Consider the following 23979-nt stretch of genomic DNA (forward strand, 5'->3'; position numbering starts at 1 on the left):
TTTGAACATTAAAAGACCCACGTGAGCCGGCCATTAGCTGGCCATGAGAGTTCCATGATGCGTCGATGAGAACTATATGAGACGCGCTTTTAACCACGGATTCTTGCGGTTTTCACTTGCGGTACACCGGGCAAAAAATGTTAAAAACCCAGGCCCCATCACCCTTGAGCGGGTCATGGAGCCTGGGTTGCGCTATGCGATTGAGGCCAGATTACTTGGTTGCCCAGAGCACCGATTCATCGTTGAATGACATGGTTTCGGTCATTCGGATCTTGGCGTCCGCCACGGCTTCTGCCGGAACATCAAAGACCACCTGGTAGCTGGCTTTGCCGCCCTTAGACAGGGTTGGTGCGTCCGTCGCCGGCTTGGCAGGAACGACCATGGCGGTGCTGGTGTCATAAATACTCGCATCCGAGCCAACAAGTTCCGGGTTCAAATCGATCCAGGCGTCGCCTTCTTCATCTCCGTTGTAGACCACGGAAATATCAACCAGCACGTACTGCCCCTTGGCTTTTTCGTTGAACTCGTTGGCCTTGGCAATGGCCTTGCCGGCGTCCAGGTTCACGGCGCTGACGTTGACGGAGTACTCGCCGACGTTGGCGGCCTTGCCCAGCGCCAGCACCTGGGTCTCGTCCTCGGCCTGGTCTACGACCTCTGCCGGAGCGGCTACTTGACCGTCCGCTGCGTCCTCGATGCCGCTGGCGACTTCATCGATGGCCTTGACGTAGAACGACTGGGTCACGAAAACCAAGACGATGGCCACGATTGCGATCACGCTTGATGCGATGCCCAGTCCCTTGCTGCCGTTGCGCTTGAGCGCGATGACAAGGGAGACGATACCCAGCACGAGGGCAATCACGCCCAGAATCGCTGCCACGTTGTTCACGATCGGAACCCAGCACAGGACGAGCGCAACAATAGCTATCACCAGGGCCGCGATGCCCAGGCCTCGTCCCGCGGTGGACTTCGGGGATGGAGCCGGAATCGGCGTTCCGGGATCCATCGGTGTATGAATACTCATGAGTGCTTCCTTCGAGTGACGGCAGAACACAACGCTCTGCGATGGAGATTGACCTGAACGGATGACAGTCCCAGGTGCAACCGGAACCTTTATTGACTCTTCAATGATCATGTCAATCGACACCGACAGTTTGGCTTGCTGCAGATGGAACTCCCTCCTCCACAAGCCAGGCCAGCTGATAATGGCCAAGTCCTCAACCATCGAATTCGCTGAAGATCTTTCCTGGCTGGGCAAGCCTTTTTCCCAAAACCGGTGCCCGCATTACAGAATGCTGATATGCTCCCACCTGCTGAACGCTTCCAAGGTCGCGATACCCTGCGCTACGTGCGCCTCATGCTGCTCGTCGTTCCCCTGCTTTTGGTGGTGGCCATCGTCATTTACGGAATCGTCAACCAGCGGATCGAAGACTCGCTCAGCTCCTACTACTTGGGCCCAGCCCGTGACCTGTTTGTTGCCATGCTGGTGACTACCGGAGCATTGCTGGTGGTGTACAGCGGCGAAGCTCTGGAGGACTATGCGCTGAATTTGGCCGGGTTCTACGCCATGTTTGTCGCGCTGGTTCCCACCAGGCTGGGCGAAACCCTGGCCACGCTTGCACCGGCCGAACAGGGCAAGCTGATCCTTTCGGTCCGCGTAGCCATCGTTGCCGTATTGATCGTTAGCGCCGCATTCGTCTGGCTGGGCATCAGGACCAGCAGCTGGCCGCACAAAGCGCTGATGCACAGCACGTTGACCCGGGCCTTGGGATGGATCAGCACCGGCCTGCTCGCGGTCTTCATCCTGTTATTGATCTGGCGTGCCTTCGAAGGAAAAACCTTCGCCTGGGTTCATGCCAGCGCGGCGTTCTTGTTGATCTTCTCCATGGGCATCGCCATTGCCAGCCATCTGGGCCACGCGCCAATGTGCCACGAGGACACCAGCGGCGGTTCCCCGAACCGCTATCGGATCATCCTGGGACTGATGGCGCTGGGCTTGATCGCCTGGCCAATTCTGCTTGTCGCCGGCGTTGACGAAGCCCTGTTCATCGTCGAGTGGTTCCAGATCGGGCTATTCGCCTACTTCTGGTATTTGGAATCCCGGCGGCTCTGGGACCCGGTTGCCTAAAAGAACCAAGCGGCCCGGTTCGAATGTCGAACCGGGCCGCTATGAACAGGCACCTCGCTAGGCGCGATCGGCTAGCTGCCCAGCAGCATGCCAAGCTCATCCGCATTCGGTGGATTGGCGCCAGCGCGCGAGCAGGTAATGCCCGCAGCCCGGTTGGCATATGAAACAACCTCGCGAGCTTGATCCAAAGTCAAGGCATTCAAGACAGGCCTTGCCTCGGCCCCCAGCGCACCAAGCTGTGCGAGCCCAGCAAGGAGTCCCGACATGAAGGAATCTCCTGCCCCGACAGTGTCCACGAGAGCAATTTTCTCACCGCCAACTTCCACCCGCCCTTGCCGGGAGAGGAACACCGTACCGGCATCGCCACGAGTCACGGCGATAAAAGCCGGCCCGAGCTCCAGCCAAGCGGCCATGGTTTCCTCCGGTGAGCGATCCGGGTAGAGCCACGCCAAGTCTTCGTCGCTGGCTTTCACCAGGTCACTTTCCTGCACGAAAAGTTCTGCCTGCCTCCTGGCCTGGCTGGCATCAGGGCATAAGGCTGGACGGCAATTCGGGTCGTAGCTGATGGTGCTGCCTCCGCGGCATTCAGCGATGGCAGTCAAAACGCTGGTTGCTCCTGGCATCATTGCACTCGCGATCGAACCGGTGTGGATATGCATGCTGCCACGAACCTCGGTGCCTAATTGCCGCTTTCCGGTGCCCAGGTTCCACTCGATTGAAAAGTCATAGTCGGCCGATCCACCGGAGCCGATCGAGGCCTCGGCCACCGAAGTTCTTTCCAATCCGAAATTGCTCACTTCCACGTTGCTGGATTCCAAGTGGTCCTGGATCAATTGCCCGTGCTCGTCGGGGGCGAATTGAGTCACCAACTTCGTAGGCAGTCCCAAACGAGCCGTGCCCACCGCGACGTTTAACGGGCTGCCGCCAGGGTACGTGGCCCCAACATCCCCATCTGAAGCCGTGGCAATAACATCTACAAGAGACTCACCGACGATAGAGATGAGGGTGCCTTGAACCAAGATTGAAGTTTTTTCCTCCGCTGGCAACACTGCCCCGTCCTTTCCATACATTCTTTTCATTCAGCCATGAGGCCGCGGCAACGTGCATCGTTTCAGGTGCCGTTCGCGATTGCCCGCGAGGCGGGTTTTCCCATGGTCGTGGGGATCCAATTGCAGACTTCTCGTGAGCGCAGCTTGTCGTCCACGCATCCACCACGTCTTTAACCCGTAGCCAGCTTCTAGCGCCCCGGATATACGACTGCTTTGAGCTGTCCTGGTTGCTTTCCGGATTTCAGTGCTTGCTCGGATTCGCTCAATGAATATCGGCCGGTAACCAAGATGTCCAGATCCACTTTGCCAGCTTCCAGCAGCTCGATAGCCAACGGCCATGTATTGGTGTAGCGGAAGACGCCGGAGAGCCAGATTTCTCGATTCTGGATATAGGACACGGGAAGTTCGATATCGTCGGCACCCAAGCCAACGAGAATGACATGCCCGGCAGGAGCAACCGACTTGATACCTGACCGGACTGCGGATGGTGCGCCAGAGGCATCGATAAACGCATCCACATCCAGCCCCTCGACAGGATCGGTGGCAGCGTTCAGGGCCTTGGTCGCGCCATGTTCAAGCGCAAATTCAAGTCGTTCTTCTGCAATATCGCTAATGTAGATTTCGCTCGCTCCGAAAGCCCTCGCCGCTTGTGCGACGATAACGCCGATCGGTCCGGCACCTGCAATGAGCACTCTGCTCCCTGGCCGGATGCCAGCACGCTCGCAAGCCCAGAGCCCCACCGATAGCGGCTCGATGAGGGCAGCAGCTTCGTCGCTGATGCTGTCAGGAATCGGGAAGGCAAAATCCGATTCAATCGTGACGAATTCGCAAAATGCGCCGTTGACAGGCGGCGTCGCGTAAAACTCGATGTCGGGGCAAAGGTTGTACCGCCCCGCCTTGCACTGGGCGCAGGTTCGGCATGGGCGCTGCGGTTCAACGGCCACCCGTTGGCCAATCCGGGAACTGTCAACAGAACTGCCGACCGCCGCGATTTTTCCGGCGAGCTCGTGGCCAAGGATCAGCGGGTGATCCACCACGTAGTCGCCAATACGACCGTGTTCATAATAATGGACATCGCTTCCGCAAACGCCGACTGCGGAAACCTGCACAAGAACCTGATTGGGTTCCAGTGCGGGCAGGGGCAGGGTTTCCATGGTCATTTCATGCTGGCTTTGGAGAACCGCCGCGCGCATGGTGGCCGGCAATGCTTGATTGCCACGTTCAGATGAGACTGCAGTTTGACTTGCCATGGGGAATTTCCTTTCGATATGCAAGATAAGATCTTTGGCTACTTCACTGCGCCCAAGGAAAGTCCTTGGACCAGCTTGTCCTGGGCGGCAAATCCAGCGATCAGCACCGGCAATGAAACAACTACCGAGGCGGCACACAATTGCGCCAGGAAGAGCCCTTGGCTTGAAACGAAACCTGTCAGGAATACTGGCGCTGTTCCAGAAACAACTCCAGTAAGCACTCGGGCCAGCAGCAGCTCATTCCACGAGAAAATGAAGCAGATCAATCCGGTAGCTGCGATTCCGGGAGTCGCCACGGGGGCTACTACCTGGCTCAAGGTGCGAATCAGCCCGGCACCATCCAGCTGAGCCGCCTCGAGCATTTCCACAGGAACTTCAGCCAGGAAGGAACGCATCATCCATACTGCGATCGGCAGGTTCATCGAGGTGTACATGATGATCAGGAACCAAATGTTGTCGAGCATCCCTGAGAAATTGGCAAATATGTACAGTGGCAACGCGGCGGCCACAATGGGCAGCATCTTGGTCGACAGCAAGAAGAACAGCACGTCGGTCCACTTCTTGATCGGCTTGATTGACAGCGCGTAGGCCGCTGGCATCGCCAAAAGCAACACAAGAATCGTAGAGAAGACCGAGGCCATCGCTGAATTGATCAGTGGCGGCCAGGGGTTGGCACCGGAGGCCGCTCCAAAGAACTGGGCGTAGGCGTCCAGCGTCAGTGGCGCGAAAAACGACGGCGGGTTTGTTGCCGCATCGGCCTCGGAATGGAAACTGGTGATCATCATCCATAGGACCGGGGAAACAAAGAGCAGGGCTGTAATCCACGCGATGAGGCCAACGAGGGGATTCCGGCGCCCGGAATTCTTGAGCCTGCGCTTTGGAGACAGTCGAAGTTGTTTGGTCGCAACGCTCATCGCGCGGCCTCCTTCTTGAAGATGGAAAATACGGTGCGCAGGGCAAAAGTCGCTACGATCAAGCTGCCGGCCACGGTTACAACACCGGCAGCCGAGGCCACGCCGTATTCATTAGCGATATAGAACGTCTTGTACACGGCGTACGGAAGGTTGCTCGTGCCCAAGCCGCCCGAAGTCAGCGTGAACACTGCATCGAAGTTCTGGACGATATAAATCGCTCCAAGCAAGCCGCCGAGTTCCAGGTACTGGCGCAGGTGCGGAAGGGTGATGTAGCGGAATACGTGCCAAGCGTTGGCACCATCCATTTGCGCCGCTTCGATCGCGTCAGCCGGCCTCGACTGCAAACCGGCCAGCAAGATCAGCATCATGAACGGCGTCCACTGCCAAACCAGCGACGCAATGATCGCGGCCAAAGGCTGATCGGTGAGCAGATCCATCTGCGGCGGATTTTGGCTCCCAAAGAGCTCCCAGATCCCGGTCAGGATGCCGTTGATCAAGCCGTAGACGGGGTTCAGGATGGCGTGCTTCCAGATCAGCGCGGCAGCGACCGGAACCACTAGGAATGGGGCGATCAGCAAGGTGCGCACCAGCCCTCGCCCGAAGAACTTCTGATTCAACAGCAGGGCAATCAGCAACCCGGTAACCAGGCTGATAAGAACCACGGACGCCGTCAGCAATATGGTCACCCAAACCGCGTGGCGAAGCCCAGGGTCCGCAAATACCTGAATGTAATTGGAGAGCCCGGCAAAACCTCGATCGTTGGGCCTCAGGCTGTTCCAGTTGAAGAAGGAAATCACCAGAGTGACGGCAAAGGGCAACTGGGTGGTGATGATTACGAAGATCAGGGCGGGCAGCAATGGTGCCCGTCGTGCCCATGCGGCTGCACGCGATTTCTTGCGCTGATCTGTTCCGGGGCCACCCAAAGTCGGCTTGGGTTTCATGGCCGTGCTGACATACGACATCGTATTTGTGCTCCTAGTGAGGATCCAGCTGATTAGCCGCGCCTTGCGGTCAGCTCGATAGGATTTGGTATCAATCGCGGTACGTTGCGGCTATGCGCTCGGCGCGTTTCTGGCCTTTATCGAGAGCCTTCTCGACACTGGTCTTGCCGGCGATCACCGCGGATACGTCTTCGGAAACGAAGGTTCCCAAGTCCGCGAATTCGGGAATGCCAGCAAACTGGATACCCACATATGGACGTTCTTGAACCCCTGGATTTTTCGGGTCGGCGTTGAGAATCGCTTCGCGTTCAGCGTCGAAGAACGGCGCCGCCTTCTGGTATTCAGGCTGTTCATAGGTCGAACTGCGCTTGCCGGCCGGAACCGATGCCCATCCCAACTCGTCAGCTACCAAATTTTCATATTCTTTCGAACTTGCCCAGGCAACAAATTCGGAGGCTGCATCTTGTTTTTCGGATGCCGCTTGGACTCCCCATGACCAGGTCCAAAGCCAACCGGCATGTTCAGTTTCTTTGACCGGTGCCTGTGCGTAGCCGAGCTTGCCTTTCACCGGAGAATCATCAGCTTCCAGAATCGAACCGGCCGATGATGCGTCGTACCACATGGCGGTGTTCGACTGGACCATGTTATTCAGGCACTCTGCGAATCCAGCCTGGGCTGCACCCGCTTCGCCATGTTCTCTCAAGAGATCCGTGTAGAAGGTAACTGCCTGGGTGAACTCCGGGGAATTAACCTGGGCATTCCAATCCTTGTCGAACCAGGTGCCGCCAAAGGTATTTACCACCGAGGTCAACGGCGAGAATACTTGGCCCCAGCCTGGTTGGCCGCGTAGGCAGATGCCCTTCATGTCGGGTTCGCCTTCATCGATTTTCTCGGCCAATTCCGCGACTTCATCCCAGGTGGGATTGTCCGGCATCTTCAAACCGTGTTTCTCGAAGAGATCCTTGCGGTAGATCGTCAGTGACGATTCTCCGTAGAAGGGCTCCCCATACAGATGGCCATCGGTTCCTGTCAGGGATTCGGTATAGGCAGGAAGAATGTCGTCTTGGTCAAAATCGGCTCTTCCAGCTACCGACTCGTCGAGAGGGGCCAGCCAGCCGTTTTCGGCAAAGAACGGAATTTCGTAGTTCGACAGCGAAGCGACGTCATACTGCCCGGACTGCCACGAAAATTCCTGGGTGATCTTGGCCCGGACATCGTTTTCCGGCATAACCGTGAAATTCACGGTTATGCCAGTTTCTTTGGTGAAATGCTCAGCAGTGAGCTTTTGCAGATCCAGCATTTGCGGGTTGTTCACCATGAGGACGTTAATGCTGTCCTTGCCACCTTGGGCCGGGCCACCGCCCGCACCTGCGCACCCGGTGAGGGAAACAGACAGCGTTATTACACTCGCGGCCACCGCGGTGAAGCGTGTTTTTGGCTGCATGGCGGACTCCTAAAATTCTTGTGTTGATGCACTGCCAGCTCTCGCCAGAAAGTCTGTCGAGTGGCTCATGCGCGAACCTCCAAACCGGTTGCTCCCGGAATGTGGCTTCTCAAGCTTAGAGTTATGACCTACGACTCAACTAGATCGTTCATTGCGAATTTCTGATACTTTTTTGCCTATATGAAATTGAACCGCACACAGTATCCTTGGGAATACGCTTTCGATTTTGGTGAAAGTTCATGCATACATCTGGAGTCGCGTAATGCGCATCACACCCAAGAATGAGGCGCAGGCCAGGCTTGCCGAAGAACTGGTTGGCATGCAGGCCAACAGGGAAGTCATCCCGCCGGATCCAAGATCCTGCGTACGCTGGCATGTGCACGACTATCCCAGCCCGCTCGCACGCTGGAATTACCATCCCGAGTATGAAATCCACCTGATCCGCAAAGGCACAGGAAAGTTCATTGTCGGAAACTACATCGGGACCTTCGAAGCTGGACACGTGGCACTGATCGGTTCGGGATTGCCGCACGACTGGGTCAGCGATCTGGCACCCGGAGAGATCGTGGAGGGCCGGGATGTCGTCATCCAATTCGATCCTTCCTTGATCGAAGGAGCAGCGGCCATCATGCCGGAAATCTCGGAGATCAAGACGCTGCTGGACGATGCCGCGAGAGGTATCCAATTTTCAGGTGTTACGTCGAGCGCAGCTACCGCAGAGATCGAGGCCATCGGAACGTCGACGGGCGCCCAAAGGCTGATGCACCTCTTTCGGCTCTTCGCAATCCTGGTTAATTCCCCACCCGAAGATCGTCGCAGCCTGGCCGATAGCTGGTTTCGGCCGCAACTCGACGATCACTCGGCAAGGGCCGTGGAACAAGTGCTCGAGTACATTTTCAACAACCATTCAGGAGAAATCTCGATGTCCGAGGCGGCCGCTGTAGCGGGCATGACTCCGCCGATGTTTTCGAAGCACTTCAAGCGTGCGATTGGGCAGAACTTCAGCGACCTGGTGCGAAAGCTGCGTCTGGCACATGCCAAGCGCTTGCTTGAAAGGACAGACAGTAGCATCTCAGAAATATGCTTTGACGTGGGATTCTCGAATTTGTCTAACTTCAACAGGCATTTCATGAATGACTTCAATGAAACGCCTAGACAGTTTCGGCAGCGTTGCCGATCTTCGTCTTAGAAAGAAAATCCGCATTGCAGCCCGTGATCACCGGCAACTGATCTGGCTCGGTTCCAGGCAGCGCCGCAAGAATTTCCGGGAAGGCTACGAGCACATGCTGAACCTCGCCCGTATAGAAAGATCTTCGTGATTTACCACAACGACCGCTGCGTGGCTCGCCGAAAAGCAGCATCACTGCCACCAGTATGTCGTCTCCAGTTAGTTCCCTGCCAACCGCTGCGCAAACCAACGCAACCGATGGCATGAGTAACCGCTTGGGCCGTCAGAATTCGACGGCGTCTCCTCGTGTGCGCGTTCCGGGATAACTGCACCAACCTCGAGGAACTCCTCAACGAAAACGTGCCGTAGAGCTTTGCGGCCACACCGTATCCTTGGCGAAAATGAAATGACAGCACGTAGAAGACACGCCGGAAGTTCACGAAGAACGCCGTCAACGCCGCCATCGACGACGGTGCCGATGAAACCGCCAGTACCAACCGGATGAACTCCAACGAACCATCGAATCCTTAGGAAGAATGGCGCATGTGTTGCGGTACCACTGCGCTCCACCTTGGAACCGGCACGGTGGAGGTGCTGGCAAAGACTGCTCCTGCTCGAAACAGACCGCTGCGTCATTGGCACTCTGTGATACAAACGGACGGACTAGCCGGGCTGAGAGATTGATGGTTCCCGGCCTGGCCGATTCAAGGAACCGGGCACCGTGGGGAAGAAAAACCAGCAGCCAGGCCCGATCCAGACCCGCCGTTGCACGAATAAGCAAAAATCCCGACTCGCTTTCGCGAGCCGGGATTTTTCTATGAGCTCCTCCAACTGGACTTGAACCAGTAACCCTTCGATTAACAGTCGAATGCTCTGCCAATTGAGCTATGGAGGAATGCAACGAGATATAACTTTACCGAAGATTTTCGCTAATGCAAAATCCTCTCGCTTAGGTCCCCCGCAGGATCCTTCGGCGCATCTCCAGCTCCATCAATTCCCTATTGATCTGGGCATATTCTTCACCTTCTGGCTCCATCTCGGCGCGCTGCAAACGCCCGATCAGCTCAGCCTTACGGTGTGTGATTTGAAGCTCAATCAAACCGTTGATGATGTCTGCGCAATAGCGGTTCAGGCTGTGCTCGTCCTGGGCCGGAATGCTGGTCACCGCCAACTCCGACACGAAGCTACGCAGCTGCTCTGGCACCTCATCGCGGATCACCTCGACCCATGAGGTTGCAGAAGCGCCGGCGCTGGAGGCCGCCACGATGCCATCATGCACTGCCGAATGGGCAGGAGCCATAAAACGTGCCTCGAAGAAGGCCTGCCACTGCTCATCGACCAAACGCTGTGGCTGCTGGATGACAACTTCCAGGGCCTGGCGCTCCAAACGCATCACGGGATCACGATGATCCGGGCGTTCAAAGGCAGGGGCTGACACCTGCTGCTCGTTACCCGCCGCCGGAACCGGAACTTGCTGGTCAGCATTTTTAGGTAGTCGGGCGCGCTTAATGGATGCGCCCACGGAACGGTTCACGTCCTCGTTGTTCATCCCTAGCCAGCCGGCCAGTTCTCGCGCGTACGCAGGACGGATCGCCGAGTCCTTGATCGCAGCAACGATCGGGGCGGTCTGCCGCAAAGCCTGCACGCGCCCCTCCACCGTATTGAGGTTGAACTTTTTCAGCTCGGCACGGATCGCAAATTCAAACAGCGGACGCTTAAGCTCAATGAGCTCACGCACTGCCTCATCGCCGCGGTGCAACCGCAGATCGCAGGGATCAGCTCCGCTGGGTTCAACACAGACATAGGTTTGGGCGATAAAACGCTGGTCTTCCTCAAAGGCACGTAGCGCGGCCTTCTGCCCAGCAGCGTCACCATCAAACGTGAAAATCACTTCACCGCCGGTACCATCATCTTGCAGCAAACGACGGGCAATTTTAATGTGGTCGGTGCCAAAAGCGGTGCCACAGGTGGCCACCGCGGTGGTGATGCCAGCCAAATGGCAGGCCATCACGTCGGTGTACCCTTCCACAACCACGATCTGCCTATTTTTGGAGATCTGCTTTTTGGCAAGGTCCAGGCCATAGAGCACCTGAGACTTCTTATATAGGGAGGTCTCCGGAGTGTTCAGATATTTCGGGCCCTGGTCATCGTCGTACAGTTTGCGCGCGCCAAAGCCGATGGTCGCTCCGGACAGGTCGCGGATTGGCCACATGACACGGCCGCGGAACCGGTCGTAAATCCCTCGGTTGCCTTCCGAGAACATTCCGGTCAGCTTCAGTTCCTCATCGGCAAAACCCTTGGAACGCAGGTGCTTAAGCAATGCGTCCCAGCCCTTGGGCGCGTAGCCTACCGAAAATTGTGTGGTGACTTCAGCGTCAAATCCACGACCGGTCAAAAATTCGCGGCCCTTGGCCCCTTCTTCGGTGGCTAGCTGGGCGCGGAAAAATTCTTCGGCGATCTTGTGTGCGTCCACCAGGCGCTGGCGTTTGCCGTAGTCTTCACGGCGCGGGCCTGGACCGCCATCTTCATAGTGCAGTTCATAGTTGATCCGGGCAGCGAGCAGCTCCACGGTCTCGGTGAACGAGGAGTGGTCCATCTTTTGAATGAAGGCGATGACGTCGCCCGACTCACCACAACCGAAGCAGTGGAAGGTGCCTAGTTGCGGGCGAATATGGAAGGACGGGCTACGCTCGTCGTGGAAAGGGCACAGGCCTTTATACGAGCCGATGCCCGCGGATTTGAGCGTGACATAAGATTCAACGACCTCGCGCAAGTCACTGCGGTTGCGCACCTCGTCGATATCTTCACGCTTGATCAGCCCTGCCATGATTCCCTTCTAAAACAGTTGTGCTTCAGGGGCTTCGCCCTTGACCAGATATGAGTGCCACTCGGTGGCTGAAATGTCGGTGAGCGAAGCGACCTGGTCGATCACAACGCGCAGCTGGGCTGCCTCATCGGCCGCATCTTCCCAGTCCGCAGCAAAAATTGGCTCCAGATTATCCCTACCCGTTTCAACAAGCAGTTCTACCAGCTGGGTCAGCAAGGTGCGCTGGTCCAGATACAGCGGCTGGCGTACCTCGGAGGTCATCACGTAGCTGGCGGCGATACCCTTCATCACCGCAATTTCATGCTGGGTTTCTTCGGGCACAATCAAGCTTGCGTTGTAACGGGTGAGGTTTCCGGTGCCGTAGCGGGCGCGCGTGGCATCCATGGCGGCGGCTGCGAAGCGACCAATAAACTGGCTGGTCATATCCTTCAGGCCAGCCATGGATCGCCGGGACCCATCAAAGTGTGAAACCCATTCGTCGCTGGACTCTAACCGGCGCAACGCCGCCTCAATGTCGGCCTCATCGGTCACCGGCAGGTACCAGTCCCTGGTGACCTGCAGGGCGCGTTCGCGTGGCAGATCCTGCTTGAGCCAACGAAGCTGTAGCTGGCCACCAACGATGGCGTCTTCCACGTCGTGCACCGAGTAGGAAATGTCATCGGCGAGGTCCATGACCTGGCCTTCCATGCAGACCACGCCGGACGCAGCTTCGGGCACATTGCGCAGCCAGTTGAAGATCGGGGCATCATCTTCATATACGCCGAACTTCTTGGTCTTTTTGCCGTTAGCTTCCGGCGCATCGGCCTTCAGCCATGGGTATTTGCAGGCCGCATCAAGGGAGGCCCGCGAAAGATTCAGTCCGGCCGAATGCCCGTTGTGCCTGAAGGTTTTTGTTTCCAGCCGGGTGAGCAGGCGCAGAGTTTGGGCGTTGCCTTCAAATCCGCCGATCCCGGCAGCCAATTGATCCAGCGCTACTTCCCCGTTGTGGCCAAAGGGAGGATGGCCTAGATCATGGGCGAGGCAGGCGGTATCCACCACATCCGGGTCGCAGCCCAAGGCCGCCCCGAGCTCTCGTCCCACCTGGGCAACTTCCAGCGAGTGGGTTAGCCGGTTGCGCACAAAGTCATTCTGATTTGGCGCGACCACCTGGGTTTTGGCGCTCAACCGGCGCAGCGCCGAAGAGTGCAGCACGCGGGCACGGTCGCGCTCAAAAGCGGTACGGTAGGACTTTTTAGCTGGCTCGGGCACCCACCGTTGCGAATCAGCTTCGGTATATCCGGGGATCTGAGTCATGTTACCTAGTCTAGTGACATTTTGGCCTGCACACTGCGTTATCCACCAGTGGCGATTAACCGCCGGAAACGTCGAGCTCTGCGGCCTTGATCATTTCGCGATGCGCATCGCTCATCTCGCGGTTATCCAACCAGCCGTCGGGCACGTGAGTCTTCTTGGGGTGACCGGCACGCCCACGGGTACCTTCGGCGGCATCCCCGGGGTATGGCAAGTCAAGATCCAGCTGGTCCAACAGCTCACGAAGCACTGCCAAGGATGGCACCTGGGCCAGCTGCGAACGGATTTCTCCGCCCACTGGGTAGCCCTTAAAGTACCAGGCGATGTGCTTGCGGATATCGCGCATGCCCTTGCCCTCATCCTCGAAGAACTCGCTCAGTAGCTGGCCGTGACGGTACACGGTGTCAGCTACCTTGCGCACGCCGGGACGGAAGCGATCCGCGCGGCCCTCAAAAGCGGCCTGCAGGTCACCAAAAATCCATGGTCGGCCCTGGCAGCCGCGTCCCACCATCACGCCGGCAGCACCGGTCTGTTCGACCATATTGATCGCATCTTCGGCGCTGAAAATATCGCCGTTGCCTAGCACTGGCATGTCATCCATGGCTTCGCGCAGCGTGGTGATTGCGTCCCAGTCCGAGTGGCCGGCGTAGTACTGGCCCGCGGTGCGCGCGTGCAGGGTTACTGCTGCGGCGCCATGATCGCGGGCGATCTTGGCGGACTCCAGATAGGTCAGGTGGTCCTTGTCGATACCGGTGCGTACCTTTACGGTCAGCGGTATATCGCCCTTGGCAGCCTCGGAGGTAGCAGCCTCAATAATCGAGGTGAACAAGTCGGTCTTCCATGGAAGGGCCGAGCCGCCACCCTTGCGGGTCACCTTGGGCACCGGGCAGCCGAAGTTCAGATCCACGTGATCGGCGAGGTTCTCATCCACCACCATGCGCACTGCCGCACGCACGGTTCCTGGGTCCACACCGTAGATCTGGATGGAGCGAATCTCTTCGTCCGGATCGTGCGAAATGATGCGCAACGACTCTGGGTTGCGTTCCACCAACGCGCGGGCGGTCACCATTTCGGTGACAAATAGCCCGCCGCCGTATTCGCGGCACAGCCGGCGGAAGGCGCGGTTGGTCACCCCAGCCATGGGCGCAAGAACCACCGGGGTATTAATGGTGAGCTTGCCCAGCTGCAAAGGTGGCAGCTTCAAAGTTGGGGTGTCATTCGGCGCATCAGTCAGAATCGTCACCTATCCATTATTGCCGATTTCCGCCCCGACGTAACTGAGATCTTCGTCAAGCCCCCAGCAGCACCGCCAAAATCACACTTATGAGCACCACAAGCCACGGGGTCAGCTTGCAAACTGTGAGCAATACAAAACCCAGCAGGGCCAGCACAAAAGCCAGCGAAGTGTGGATCGAGCTGGTGAACACCGGGTCGTACAGCGCGGCGGTGAGAATGCCCAGAACCCCGGCGTTCACCCCGCGCATCATCGCCTGCGCTTTGGGCTTTGCACCTAGTTGAGAGTAGAACGGCAGGACCCCAATCAGCAGCAAAAAACCGGGCAGGAAAATCGCCACTAGCGCGATGACCGCCCCGGCGACCGGTCCAACTCCCCCACTGGTGAACACACCCAAATAGGCAGCAAAGGTGAACAGCGGGCCGGGCATGGCTTGGGCCGCCCCGTACCCGGTGAGGAACGCTTCGTCCCCGATCAGCCCGGGGTCAACCAGCGCGCTGTGCAGCAGTGGCAGCACCACATGTCCGCCGCCAAAAACCAAGGAGCCACTGCGGTAGAACGCGTCGATAAAACCTAACAGTGGTGCGCCGGTGGCTGCGGCAGCCAACGGTAGACCCAGCAACAACAGTGCAAAGAGAGCCAAAGCGAGAATCCCAGTGGACCGCTTATGCGCAAAAACCAGCGTTCCACGTAAGGAACCGGCACCATCGCGGCAGAAAAAGTATCCGGCCACTGCGCCAGCGAGGATCGCTAGGATCTGACCAAGACCCCCACCAAGAAGTAATGCGCCACCGGCAGCCAGTACCGCAATCAGCGCTCGGGTCTTATCCGGGGCCAAGGATTTGGCCATGCCCATCACCGCTTGCGCCACAATAGCCACCGCAACGATCTTTAGTCCCGTTATGACCGAGGCGCCCACAGCGGTGTTAAACGCCGTCGCCCCATAGGCAATCGTGGCCATCAGCACCGCCGAGGGCAAAGTGAAGGCAATAAAAGCGGCCATCGCCCCGCGCCAGCCGGCACGGTGCAGTCCCAATCCAAAGCCCACCTGGCTGGAGGCCGGGCCGGGCAAAAACTGGCTCAGCGCCACCAGTTGCGCGTACGCTGACTCATCAACCCAACGTCGTTTGAGCACCAACTCGTCGCGGAAGTAACCCAAATGCGCCACCGGTCCACCAAAGGAAGTCAGCCCAAGTTTTAAGAAGACGCGGAAAACTTCTGTGGCTGTGCCGGGACTTTTCTGCGCTGCATGCATGGATTTGAGCATAGGGCCACCAAGCAAACAGCAGGTAAACCAATGGGACCCAGTTCAAAAACTGGATCCCATCGGTAATACTTGGCTCTAGCCGTCGCTGGCCAAAATATGCGTGGTCGAAATGACCGTCGCCTGCTCAACGCCGGCCAACGCATCAATCAGCGAGGCAAGAATGAACATGGACGAATCCACTTCCAACTTCACCGGATACTGGTGGATCAGCATCGCGACCATATCGCGAACCGCCTCAGCCACTTCATCATCGGACAACGCCGGGTTGTGCCCAACCAGAACATCCGAAGGAGCATCCTCGCGAGCCGGAACGTAGCTGACTGCAAAGGCCAGCGGCACTCCGCCTTCACTCCTAGGCTTATCGCGCAACACCAATGCCCCCTGGGCGCCGGTGTGCTCGTCCAACAGCATGCGCTGGGCCGAACCCACGGTCATCTTGGACGGATCCCACTGCTCATGGACCTCGTTATAGAAGTCCATGACCAGCTTGGTCAGCTCAACGCTACCGGTAGACAGATCCTCGATCACCCGATCGTTGGTGTCGAACACCGGTTCCGCCAAGGCACCTGGCTCCAAGATCACGTCGCGGGACACCTGAATTTCGTTCAGCCCCAGCGCCTTGCAGAAAGCCGCTGCCGCCTCGGCCGGATCGCCCGGGGTCACCGTGTAGCGAGCCTTGAGCTGCTGGGCTTGATCGGCCGGAATCTGCTTGCGCAGCTGCTGAACCAACGCGGTGGCTACACCGCTTCGACGCTGCTCGGAGGCAACTTCGACGTAAAGCCACAAACGCTGTGGGTGCAACGAGGAGGCAAACACCACACCAGCGCCGATGGCCACGCCATCAACGGTGGCTACCAGCGTGCGAGAGAACGGCGCGTCGCTGTTCTCGCGCAGCATGGTGCGGTCCTGATGGGCCTGCGGCGAGCGCGGATCACCAAAAACCTGTAGCAGTTCCAGGTCATCGCCTATGCGCCAGTCACGGAATTCCAGTTCGTTCATCGGGCTCTAGGCTCCGTTCAGACGCTCGGAAAGGTAGGCGGTGACCTGGTCCAAGGAAACACGTTCCTGAGCCATGGTGTCGCGCTCGCGAATGGTCACAGCCTGATCATCGAGGGTATCGAAGTCCACGGTGATGCAGAACGGGGTACCGATCTCATCCTGACGGCGGTAACGGCGACCGATCGCACCGGCATCATCGAAGTCGATGTTCCAGCGCTTGCGCAGCTCGGCAGCCAGTGCCTTGGCCTTTGGCGAAAGGTTCTCGTTGCGGCTTAGTGGCAAGACGGCAGCCTTGACCGGAGCCAGACGTGGGTCCAGCTTCAGCACGGTGCGCTTGTCCACGCCACCCTTGGTGTTTGGTGCTTCATCCTCGGTGTACGCATCAACCAAGAACGCCATCATCGAACGGGTCAAACCGAAGGAAGGCTCGATCACGTAAGGGGTGTAGCGTTCGCCGGTGGACTGGTTGAAGTACGAGAGTTCAGCGCCCGAAGCTTTAGCGTGGCTGGACAGGTCGTAGTCGGTGCGGTTAGCAACACCCATCAGCTCGCCCCACTCTGAACCCTGGAAACCGAAGCGGTATTCAAAGTCGATGGTGCCGGCTGAGTAGTGTGCGCGCTCGTCTTCTGGCACGTCGAACTGGCGCAGGTTTTCTTCCTTGATGCCCAGATCCAGGAACCATGCCCAGCAGTCAGTTACCCACTGGTCGAAGAACTTCGGTGCGTCCTCTGGAGCGGTGAAGAACTCGATTTCCATTTGCTCAAACTCGCGAGTACGGAAGATGAAGTTACCTGGGGTGATTTCGTTACGGAAGGCCTTACCGACCTGGCCGATGCCAAATGGTGGCTTCTTGCGTGAGGCGGTAAGCACGTTGGCGAAGTTTACGAAGATGCCCTGAGCAGTCTCTGGACGCATGAAGGCCAGGCCAGCTTCGGTATCTACTGGGCCCAAGAAGGTCTTCATTAGGCCGGAGAAATTCTGTGGTTCGGTGAACTGACCCTTGGTGCCACAATCAGGGCAAGCAATCTCGCTCATGCCGTCCTTAGCTGGACGTCCCTTCTTGGCTTCAAAGGCCTCAATCAGATGATCCTGACGGTGACGCTTGTGGCACTGGATGCACTCGACCAGTGGATCGGTGAAGGTAGCGACGTGTCCCGATGCTTCCCAGACAGCCTTTGGCAAGATGATCGACGAGTCCAGGCCCACCATGTCTTCGCGTCCGCGGACAAAGTTCTGCCACCACTCGCGCTTGATGTTTTCTTTGAGTTCAGTACCCAGGGGTCCGTAATCCCATGCGGAACGGGAACCACCGTAAATTTCACCAGCCTGGAAAACGAATCCTCGACGCTTTGCGAGGGAAATTACCTGGTCTAGCTTGGACTGTGGCGCCATATCAACTCCAATGGAAATTACGAGGCCGCTGGTTGCGGTCCGTAGAAAAATACATACCGTTCAAGGGTATCGTTTCCACGGCTCTGAGACTAAGCGAATGTGGGTAACGCAAAAGTGAACTTCCCCGCTCTTGGCTTTGTTGGACGGCCGAAGCGTCAGATATAGGGAAGAATAGAAGCCATGAGTGCCAACGAAGCTTTTGACCTAGAAATCCGCGACGAAACCATCCGCTTGGGCCAGCTGCTTAAACTGGCATCCCTCGCCGAAGACGGCATCCACGCCAAAGAGCTTATTTCCGAGGGCGTTGTTACCGTCAACGGAGCTGTTGATACCCGCCGCGGTGCGCAGATCCGCCCAGGCGACGTTGTCTGCGTGAATGGCGAATGTGTAAAGGTCACCTCGCAACAGCAGTAATCTTTACTGCCCGAGTACAACCTTCTTGAGAAACGCGTCTACGTCCTCAAGTTCCTCTTTGCTAACCGAGTGACCGATCTGTGGATAGGTTTCGCTGGTCAGCTCGGTATGCTTCGAGACCCATCCCAAGGTGTATTCAACTTTGTCGCGGGTAATCACCGGGTCGGCGAGATCCCGTCCCCAGAACATCGGGATCGGATTTTCTTGCACCGTTGCGTCGTCAAAGATCTCTAGTCCCTGTGGCTCAACAGCGAATCCTGATAGACCTACGACTGCGCCAATGGCATCTGGCTGGAACCTTGCTAATGAGGTTGCCATGGCCATTCCTTGGGAGAAGCCGAGCAAAGTAACCGACGAGTGCTGCACGCTCAATGGCTCCAACAAAGACCACAGAGCCTGAACGCTTTGTCCTACCGCTTCGGTCGAATAATCGATTTCCTGAGACAGTGGGAACCAGCTGTAGCCGGACCCAGCAGGTAGCGGTGCTCGCACCGATAGATAAGTGAATTCCTCGGGTAAGTATCGAGAGAGTCCCATCAGATCTTGTTCGTTGGATCCGTAGCCATGAAGGAACACCAGCAAAGGTGTGCCGATACGAGAATCGTCGTTGCGAGAAATGATGGCGACCGGCGCAGTGTCTGATGAAGTCATGATTCTAAGACTAACTAACCGATCTGCAAATTCAGTAGAGCACCAGTGATTCGTCGGCCTTGGGCAAAGCAGATTGAACCGATGAGGTCGGTTGTGGAATGAAAGAATTTTTCGTTCAGCCATGGTTTTGGGGTGCAGAGAATGTTGTGTTCTCTCAAGAGAATTCCGCAACGTCGTGAGCACTGACGCCGCAAGTTGAACCGCCTGAATTTTCTGCATAGCAGGGCACACCCTGGGCGACAGGAAGATGCCAATGATGCGATGCAACGGGCGACAGGCATCGATTAGTGAACGAAAATTTTTGTCATGATTAGCGCCGGGTGACGTAAGTACACGCTCTAGAATCGTTGACTCAAGATGTAGTGACTGAAAAAATTTTTCATTTGGAGTCGATGGCGGGCATCCCCGAATTCCAAGAGGCTAAATAGCGCAAGAAGGATCTAAGGCGGTCACCTTCAGGACCGTCGTTCGGGTTGAGGCTATAGGTATTGGGTGTTGCTTAGTGACTGAAAATTTTTGTCACTCAAGATTCCGTGCTGCGGGTAGGCCAGTCAGCTACTCTGGGTCGCCGGTTGTCCGGTGTTCATCGGATATCCCAGAACCCGATCTACCTCCGGATTCATTTCCACAAGTGGTAACGGGATTATGTGCGGTCGCTGGGAGCCATGATCATCGAGGTGGTCTCGTCCGCTAGCAATATTGACGCTTTCCGAAGTGACGATAGTGTTCACTCCGTGCGGTGATACCCATGATCTGGTGCCGTCGGGCCTGGCCACGACTTTCCAGCCCAGTGCGTGCTTGAACATTTGATGCTGCTTACAGAGCAGGTGCGTATTTTCCCGGTTCGTGTTGCCACCGTGAGCCCAATCATCAATATGATCAATCTCGGATCGGTCCGCACTACGCCGACATCCTGGGAAGCAACAATGCACATCCCTGAGACGAAGCAGGTCCTTCATCGCCTGCGAGGGGCGGTAATTCCTGCGCTCAACATCGATCACTGCGCCGGTCCATGGATCGGTGAGCACCCTCTGGAATGATGGCGCATCTTTTGCCAACTGCACTGCGAGCCCGACCGGAATGGGCCCGTATCCTTCTAAATCAGCCAATGCTTTGGTGGGATCCACCAACATCTCCAAGGCAGGAATGGTGATAGAGAGTCGAGGCTTCAGCGGTGTACCCTGAGCGCCAGGCCATCCGTTGATCATTGCATCGGCATATACATCCGCCAGGATCTGATCTTGCGTCCGCCCGTCTTTCGGGTCGTTGATCTGATCAGTAGCCCAGCGCAGCGAATGGGTGATCGACTCGATCACGTCGACACGGTGGTAGAGCTTTAGACATCCCATGCCGTTTTCTTCTTCCCACCAAGTGACTTTGCGAGCAGCTTCTGACTTCTTGTGTCGCTCCGCAGCTGCCTCTGGATTCATCCTGTCGTGATAACGGCGAGCTCGCTGATAAACAACATCGTCGTTTGCCGTTCTAGCCACCGGCAAAAGTACACGTTCCATAGTCGCGATCTGATCCGGTGAAAGGTCCTGAGCGAACTTGATGATGTGCTGGGCCGCTTTGCGGGTAATTTCACCCGCGGCCAGTGCGATCAGAGTGTCCTTACAGACGTGCCGTAGCCCCTTAGCAGTAAACATTCGCTTGCTGACTTTACGAGGGCTTTCACGCAGGACAATTGCGGCTTCCGCAATGAAGTTGGAGTTTATGACCTGGTCATCGCTCGGATCAACGCCATAGAATTCCGCACTCCTCTGGGCTTCGCGAACTTCTTCAGGCGAGGCAGCGTACTGGGTAGCCAGCACCTCGGCAAAGCTAGTCCCGACCTGCTCAACCGAGTCGGCTAGTAGCGTTGAGGTCAGCGCATCAAGGCTGCTCTTCAGTCGCTGCACCTTGCCCAGCCGATCCAGCGCATCGCCGGGACCGTTCACGGGCCCGGCATCAAAGAGTTCATTAGCCAACTTCTTCATCGGTCCGTTGTAGAGCTGATGGTCAACATGCTTACCAACGACGGAGTCCAGGTGGGATTCCCTGCGGGTGCCCGCAGGGTGCAACGGGAGACGATGTTCATCGTCATAATCTTCTACAAATTCTGGATTTCTCATGCTTAATTTTCCCACTCAGAGCCGACATTTTGTACTAGTTAATGCCTACCTGTGGATACTCATTAGTATATTTTTACGATTGTTTGCTCTTGCGAACTGAGCGTCCCACCCGGCACTCTCTGCGCCAACGGGCCACCTTCCATCAAGAGGGATGCGCACTGTGCCAAAGAAACCCTCAAGGGCATCAGGGATTCAGATAGGCGCAAGAAATTACAGATCGATAAACATTTCAAAATTCACTCCGCCATACCAAAAACGCGTATTTGACTAGTACAAAAGATTTCATTGCCTCACTGTGAGCGCTTCGCCAGTAGAGCAGATTCAGCCCAACCAGAATTAGGTTCCATGAAAAGTTTCGAAGTAATTGACGAATTCCCCGAGCTCGACACAACCGACACGTCAAGCTTCGGTTTTATAGAAGACTCTTCGTCCAGCGGATCAGGATTTATTGACACCGTATTCGGCGTAATGCCGGTTCTGACCGGTATTTTTGTCGTTCTCTTCCTGGCGGTCGTGGCCTTCATTATCTATTCCCAGGTGCGCAACTACCGCAAGATCAAGAGCGCTGGAATGGATCCACTAACCCTCGAGGCAGACTTGGCAACTCGGTTGGCACAATCAGATTTGCTCGCCCCCAAGAAGTCCCTGGAAGCAAAGTTGAACGAACTTGCCGATCTTCGCACCCGCGGAGTCATCTCCGGGGAAGAGTACGAGCAGGCCCGCCGCGACGCACTCAAGGAATAAATGGCACGGTGTTGCAGATCATCCCTGAGACTGATTGACGGAACGTTACCATACGGTAACAATATAAATTGTGCCTAAAGATTTTGATTTCGAAACCAGCAATTCCACGGAAAAGACGCTCCATCCTTGGCGCCGCTATGTTGCCCTAGGCGATTCGTTCACCGAAGGGATCGGCGATCCAGATCCCTCAAAGGCAGGACAGCATCTTGGCTGGGCGGACCGTCTAGCCCAGGAGCTGAGCACCTCAGTCCCGGACTTCGCCTACGCAAACTTGGCGATCCGCGGCAGGCTGATCGGACAGATTGTTGCCGAGCAGTTGGCCCCGGCCGTCGAGCTGAAGCCGGACTTGATTTCACTCTGCGCAGGCGGCAACGACGTACTACGCCCGGGCGGTGACCCGGATAAGATCGCGGACATTCTTGACGGCGCAGTCTCCAAGCTCAGCGCCACCGGTGCCACGGTGCTCCTTGTTACCGGTCCAGATATTCGCGACACTCCAGTGCTCGGAAGCATCCGCGGCAAGGTCGCGATCTACAACGAGAATGTGCGCGCCGTCGCCGCTCGCTACGACGCGATCGTGGGCGATATGTGGGCCCTGCGTGAACTGCACCAACCGCAGATGTGGGCACCGGACCGCCTGCACTTCTCCCCTCTGGGGCATCAGCGAATCGCCGCCATGGCGCTGGATTCACTCAACGTACCGCACACCTTGGATACCAAAGTGGAGCCGGTGCAGGATCTACGCACCTGGCGCGAGGCACGCTTCGAGGACCTACACTGGGCGCGCGAGCACTTGGCCCCGTGGGTGCTGCGTCGTTTACGCCACCAGTCTTCGGGTGATGGCATCAGCGCAAAGCGTCCGTCGGCCACACCATTTACCGTGGCTAAACCGAACGATTCCCTCGGCGCCGGCGACTGCGCACAGTAGAGGTTAGAAAACAGCAAAATAGTAGGGACAGCATCCACCGAAAACTGGTGGCGGCTGCCCCTACTGTTGTATGGGCTCTTGTATGGGCCGACTTCTTTAGCGGTTAAAAACCGTTGTGCGCAGAACACCATCGAGCTGATGCGCGTCGGTCAAAAAAGCATCGTGCCCGATCGGGGAATCGATAAAGTGCACCGGCACCGGTGTTGGCAGTGCCGCGGCTAGCTTGTGCGATTGCTCCGGGAAGTACAGACGGTCCGAGCTCACAGCGACCACCAGTACATTCACATTTTCCAGCCTCGCTAAGGCGGAGCACAGCGAGTCGTGACCGCGAGCCACGTCGTGGCTCATCAGCGCTTCGGTCAGCAGCAGGTAGCTGTTGGCATCAAAGCGGTTGGCCAGCTTCGTGGCTTGGTGGTCCAGGTAGCTTTCAACTTGGTAGCGACCGCGCGGCCCCGAGAGTTTGCCCGTGGGCGCCTCGCCAGGTTGTGCGGTGCGACCAAAGCGCGCTTCAAGTTCAGCTTCCGAACGGTACGTGATGTGCGCCAGACGCCGAGCCAGGCCTAGCCCGGCATGTGGGCGCGCCTCGTTGGCGTAGTAGTCTCCGCCAGCAAAGTTCGCATCCAGCCTGATGGACTGGGTCTGCACTTGAGCGAAGGCGATCTGTTCCGCGGTGGCTTGGGCACTAGATGCCATCACCACCAAGTTTTTGACCTGCTCGGGGAATTCAACGGCGTACTCCAAGGCTCGCGCCCCACCCATGGAACCACCAATCACCGCATGCCAGGAGTTAATTCCTAGCTGCGCGGCCAGGCGCGCTTCAAGGCGCACCGAATCTTTGATGGTGACAAAGGGGAAACGCGACCCATAGGGCACACCGTGTGCGTCCGGCGAAGACGGCCCGGTGGATCCATTACAACCGCCGACCATATTAACGGCGAGAACGAAGTACTTTGTGCTGTCGATCGTGGCCCCGGGGCCGATAAAGCCGTCCCACCATCCGGGTAGGGATGAATGCCCCTGGGCGACATGTGCGTCGCCGGTCAAAGCATGCATCACCAGCACGGCGTTGGAGCCATCGGCGCTCAGCTTGCCCCACGTTTCGTAGGCGAGTTCTACCTGTGGCAGGTAGCCGCCAAACTCGAAGTGGTACTCCCCCACAGCGCTACGGCGCGTCATGCCGTCTTGGCCGTGGGCGAGCGGTGTTTCTTCGTTGGTTGCAATGGATGCCATA

General features: G+C 57.2%; 21 protein-coding genes and 1 tRNA gene. 5 read left to right on the forward strand and 17 right to left on the reverse strand.

Features of this window, described 5'->3' with window-relative positions; all coding sequences use genetic code 11:
* Nucleotides 1-211 precede the first annotated feature (211 nt).
* A complete protein-coding gene (locus EYR88_RS12310; RefSeq protein WP_165477357.1) occupies nt 212-1021 on the reverse strand; it encodes a DUF4190 domain-containing protein in 810 nt (269 codons plus the stop codon).
* Nucleotides 1022-1297: 276 nt separating this feature from the next.
* On the opposite strand from EYR88_RS12310, the gene EYR88_RS12315 reads away from it, so the two are divergent.
* A complete protein-coding gene (locus EYR88_RS12315) occupies nt 1298-2125 on the forward strand; it encodes a hypothetical protein (protein ID WP_131090055.1) in 828 nt (275 codons plus the stop codon).
* A gap of 71 nt (nt 2126-2196) precedes the next feature.
* On the opposite strand, the gene EYR88_RS12320 is transcribed toward EYR88_RS12315, so the two are convergent.
* From EYR88_RS12320 to EYR88_RS12340, 5 genes are all read right to left on the reverse strand, one after another.
* Nucleotides 2197-3195, reverse strand: coding sequence for a carbohydrate kinase (locus EYR88_RS12320; RefSeq protein ID WP_131090056.1), 999 nt, complete (start codon nt 3193-3195; stop codon nt 2197-2199).
* Nucleotides 3196-3362: 167 nt separating this feature from the next.
* A complete protein-coding gene (locus EYR88_RS12325) occupies nt 3363-4424 on the reverse strand; it encodes an NAD(P)-dependent alcohol dehydrogenase (protein ID WP_131090057.1) in 1062 nt (353 codons plus the stop codon).
* 38 nt (nt 4425-4462) lie between these two features.
* Nucleotides 4463-5338: a carbohydrate ABC transporter permease gene (locus EYR88_RS12330; protein WP_131090058.1), complete on the reverse strand. Its 876-nt coding sequence runs from the start codon at nt 5336-5338 to the stop codon at nt 4463-4465.
* Nucleotides 5335-6300 carry a sugar ABC transporter permease gene (locus EYR88_RS12335; RefSeq protein WP_131090059.1) on the reverse strand — a complete coding sequence of 322 codons (966 nt, stop codon included), beginning with the start codon at nt 6298-6300 and terminating at the stop codon, nt 5335-5337. The genes EYR88_RS12330 and EYR88_RS12335 overlap by 4 nt, the downstream gene beginning before the upstream one ends.
* 70 nt (nt 6301-6370) lie before the next feature.
* Nucleotides 6371-7723, reverse strand: a complete 1353-nt coding sequence (locus EYR88_RS12340) for a sugar ABC transporter substrate-binding protein (RefSeq protein WP_131090060.1) — start codon at nt 7721-7723, stop codon at nt 6371-6373.
* 262 nt (nt 7724-7985) lie between these two features.
* On the opposite strand from EYR88_RS12340, the gene EYR88_RS12345 reads away from it, so the two are divergent.
* Nucleotides 7986-8912 carry an AraC family transcriptional regulator gene (locus EYR88_RS12345; RefSeq protein ID WP_131090061.1) on the forward strand — a complete coding sequence of 309 codons (927 nt, stop codon included), beginning with the start codon at nt 7986-7988 and terminating at the stop codon, nt 8910-8912.
* Here the strand turns inward: EYR88_RS12345 and EYR88_RS12350 are convergent.
* The 8 genes from EYR88_RS12350 to EYR88_RS12385 all read right to left on the reverse strand — a co-directional run bounded on the left by EYR88_RS12350 (nt 8875) and on the right by EYR88_RS12385 (nt 17900).
* Nucleotides 8875-9156, reverse strand: a complete 282-nt coding sequence (locus tag EYR88_RS12350; protein ID WP_131090062.1) for a hypothetical protein — start codon at nt 9154-9156, stop codon at nt 8875-8877. The two genes, EYR88_RS12345 and EYR88_RS12350, sit on opposite strands and share 38 nt — an antisense overlap.
* A 557-nt stretch (nt 9157-9713) precedes the next feature.
* Nucleotides 9714-9786, reverse strand: a tRNA-Asn gene (locus EYR88_RS12355).
* A 54-nt stretch (nt 9787-9840) separates the two neighbouring features.
* The gene (gene dnaG, locus EYR88_RS12360; protein WP_131090063.1) at nt 9841-11718 is read right to left on the reverse strand and encodes a DNA primase; all 1878 of its coding nucleotides are present in this window, start codon (nt 11716-11718) and stop codon (nt 9841-9843) included.
* 9 nt (nt 11719-11727) lie between these two features.
* On the reverse strand, nt 11728-13011 hold the full coding sequence (locus EYR88_RS12365; RefSeq protein WP_131090064.1) for a deoxyguanosinetriphosphate triphosphohydrolase: 1284 nt from the start codon (nt 13009-13011) through the stop codon (nt 11728-11730).
* 55 nt (nt 13012-13066) lie between these two features.
* On the reverse strand, nt 13067-14251 hold the full coding sequence (gene dusB / locus EYR88_RS12370; protein ID WP_131090065.1) for a tRNA dihydrouridine synthase DusB: 1185 nt from the start codon (nt 14249-14251) through the stop codon (nt 13067-13069).
* 46 nt (nt 14252-14297) lie between these two features.
* Nucleotides 14298-15497 (reverse strand): chromate efflux transporter, encoded by a 1200-nt coding sequence (gene chrA, locus EYR88_RS12375; RefSeq protein ID WP_131090066.1) that lies wholly within the window; start codon nt 15495-15497, stop codon nt 14298-14300.
* Between the two features lie 87 nt (nt 15498-15584).
* Nucleotides 15585-16508, reverse strand: a complete 924-nt coding sequence (locus EYR88_RS12380; RefSeq protein WP_131090067.1) for a GNAT family N-acetyltransferase — start codon at nt 16506-16508, stop codon at nt 15585-15587.
* A 6-nt stretch (nt 16509-16514) separates the two neighbouring features.
* A complete protein-coding gene (locus tag EYR88_RS12385) occupies nt 16515-17900 on the reverse strand; it encodes a glycine--tRNA ligase (protein WP_131090068.1) in 1386 nt (461 codons plus the stop codon).
* 180 nt (nt 17901-18080) lie between these two features.
* Between EYR88_RS12385 and EYR88_RS12390 the strand changes: the two genes are divergently transcribed.
* Complete coding sequence (locus EYR88_RS12390) at nt 18081-18314, forward strand: RNA-binding S4 domain-containing protein (RefSeq protein WP_131090069.1); 234 nt, start codon at nt 18081-18083, stop codon at nt 18312-18314.
* Nucleotides 18315-18317: 3 nt separating this feature from the next.
* Here the strand turns inward: EYR88_RS12390 and EYR88_RS12395 are convergent, their stop codons facing one another.
* A complete protein-coding gene (locus EYR88_RS12395) occupies nt 18318-18965 on the reverse strand; it encodes an alpha/beta fold hydrolase (RefSeq protein WP_131090070.1) in 648 nt (215 codons plus the stop codon).
* Between the two features lie 551 nt (nt 18966-19516).
* The gene (locus tag EYR88_RS12400; protein ID WP_131090071.1) at nt 19517-21076 is read right to left on the reverse strand and encodes an HNH endonuclease signature motif containing protein; all 1560 of its coding nucleotides are present in this window, start codon (nt 21074-21076) and stop codon (nt 19517-19519) included.
* Nucleotides 21077-21421: 345 nt separating this feature from the next.
* Between EYR88_RS12400 and EYR88_RS12405 the strand changes: the two genes are divergently transcribed.
* Nucleotides 21422-21820, forward strand: a complete 399-nt coding sequence (locus EYR88_RS12405; RefSeq protein ID WP_131090072.1) for an SHOCT domain-containing protein — start codon at nt 21422-21424, stop codon at nt 21818-21820.
* 70 nt (nt 21821-21890) lie between these two features.
* Entirely contained in the window at nt 21891-22748 is an 858-nt protein-coding gene (locus tag EYR88_RS12410) for an SGNH/GDSL hydrolase family protein (protein WP_131090073.1), read from the forward strand.
* 96 nt (nt 22749-22844) lie between these two features.
* Here EYR88_RS12410 and EYR88_RS12415 read toward each other — a convergent pair whose 3' ends face one another.
* Nucleotides 22845-23978 (reverse strand): homoserine O-acetyltransferase, encoded by a 1134-nt coding sequence (locus EYR88_RS12415; RefSeq protein WP_131090074.1) that lies wholly within the window; start codon nt 23976-23978, stop codon nt 22845-22847.
* Nucleotide 23979: the final 1 nt, after the last annotated feature.

Origin of the sequence: Arthrobacter sp. S41, from assembly GCF_004320535.1 — a bacterium.
Lineage (GTDB): Bacteria > Actinomycetota > Actinomycetes > Actinomycetales > Micrococcaceae > Glutamicibacter.

Bases quoted from the DNA above. Each gene is read 5' to 3' on its own strand.
- EYR88_RS12345 (WP_131090061.1), top strand. From the start codon at position 7,986: ATGCGCATCACACCCAAGAATGAGGCGCAGGCCAGGCTTGCCGAAGAA.
- EYR88_RS12365 (WP_131090064.1), bottom strand. From the start codon at position 13,011: ATGACTCAGATCCCCGGATATACCGAAGCTGATTCGCAACGGTGGGTG.
- dnaG (WP_131090063.1), bottom strand. From the start codon at position 11,718: ATGGCAGGGCTGATCAAGCGTGAAGATATCGACGAGGTGCGCAACCGC.
- EYR88_RS12330 (WP_131090058.1), bottom strand. From the start codon at position 5,338: ATGAGCGTTGCGACCAAACAACTTCGACTGTCTCCAAAGCGCAGGCTC.
- EYR88_RS12320 (WP_131090056.1), bottom strand. From the start codon at position 3,195: ATGTATGGAAAGGACGGGGCAGTGTTGCCAGCGGAGGAAAAAACTTCA.
- EYR88_RS12335 (WP_131090059.1), bottom strand. From the start codon at position 6,300: ATGTCGTATGTCAGCACGGCCATGAAACCCAAGCCGACTTTGGGTGGC.
- EYR88_RS12325 (WP_131090057.1), bottom strand. From the start codon at position 4,424: ATGGCAAGTCAAACTGCAGTCTCATCTGAACGTGGCAATCAAGCATTG.
- EYR88_RS12315 (WP_131090055.1), top strand. From the start codon at position 1,298: ATGCTCCCACCTGCTGAACGCTTCCAAGGTCGCGATACCCTGCGCTAC.
- EYR88_RS12390 (WP_131090069.1), top strand. From the start codon at position 18,081: ATGAGTGCCAACGAAGCTTTTGACCTAGAAATCCGCGACGAAACCATC.
- EYR88_RS12400 (WP_131090071.1), bottom strand. From the start codon at position 21,076: ATGAGAAATCCAGAATTTGTAGAAGATTATGACGATGAACATCGTCTC.
- chrA (WP_131090066.1), bottom strand. From the start codon at position 15,497: ATGCATGCAGCGCAGAAAAGTCCCGGCACAGCCACAGAAGTTTTCCGC.
- EYR88_RS12395 (WP_131090070.1), bottom strand. From the start codon at position 18,965: ATGACTTCATCAGACACTGCGCCGGTCGCCATCATTTCTCGCAACGAC.
- EYR88_RS12405 (WP_131090072.1), top strand. From the start codon at position 21,422: ATGAAAAGTTTCGAAGTAATTGACGAATTCCCCGAGCTCGACACAACC.
- EYR88_RS12310 (WP_165477357.1), bottom strand. From the start codon at position 1,021: ATGAGTATTCATACACCGATGGATCCCGGAACGCCGATTCCGGCTCCA.
- EYR88_RS12350 (WP_131090062.1), bottom strand. From the start codon at position 9,156: ATGCCATCGGTTGCGTTGGTTTGCGCAGCGGTTGGCAGGGAACTAACT.
- EYR88_RS12380 (WP_131090067.1), bottom strand. From the start codon at position 16,508: ATGAACGAACTGGAATTCCGTGACTGGCGCATAGGCGATGACCTGGAA.
- EYR88_RS12340 (WP_131090060.1), bottom strand. From the start codon at position 7,723: ATGCAGCCAAAAACACGCTTCACCGCGGTGGCCGCGAGTGTAATAACG.
- EYR88_RS12385 (WP_131090068.1), bottom strand. From the start codon at position 17,900: ATGGCGCCACAGTCCAAGCTAGACCAGGTAATTTCCCTCGCAAAGCGT.
- EYR88_RS12415 (WP_131090074.1), bottom strand. From the start codon at position 23,978: ATGGCATCCATTGCAACCAACGAAGAAACACCGCTCGCCCACGGCCAA.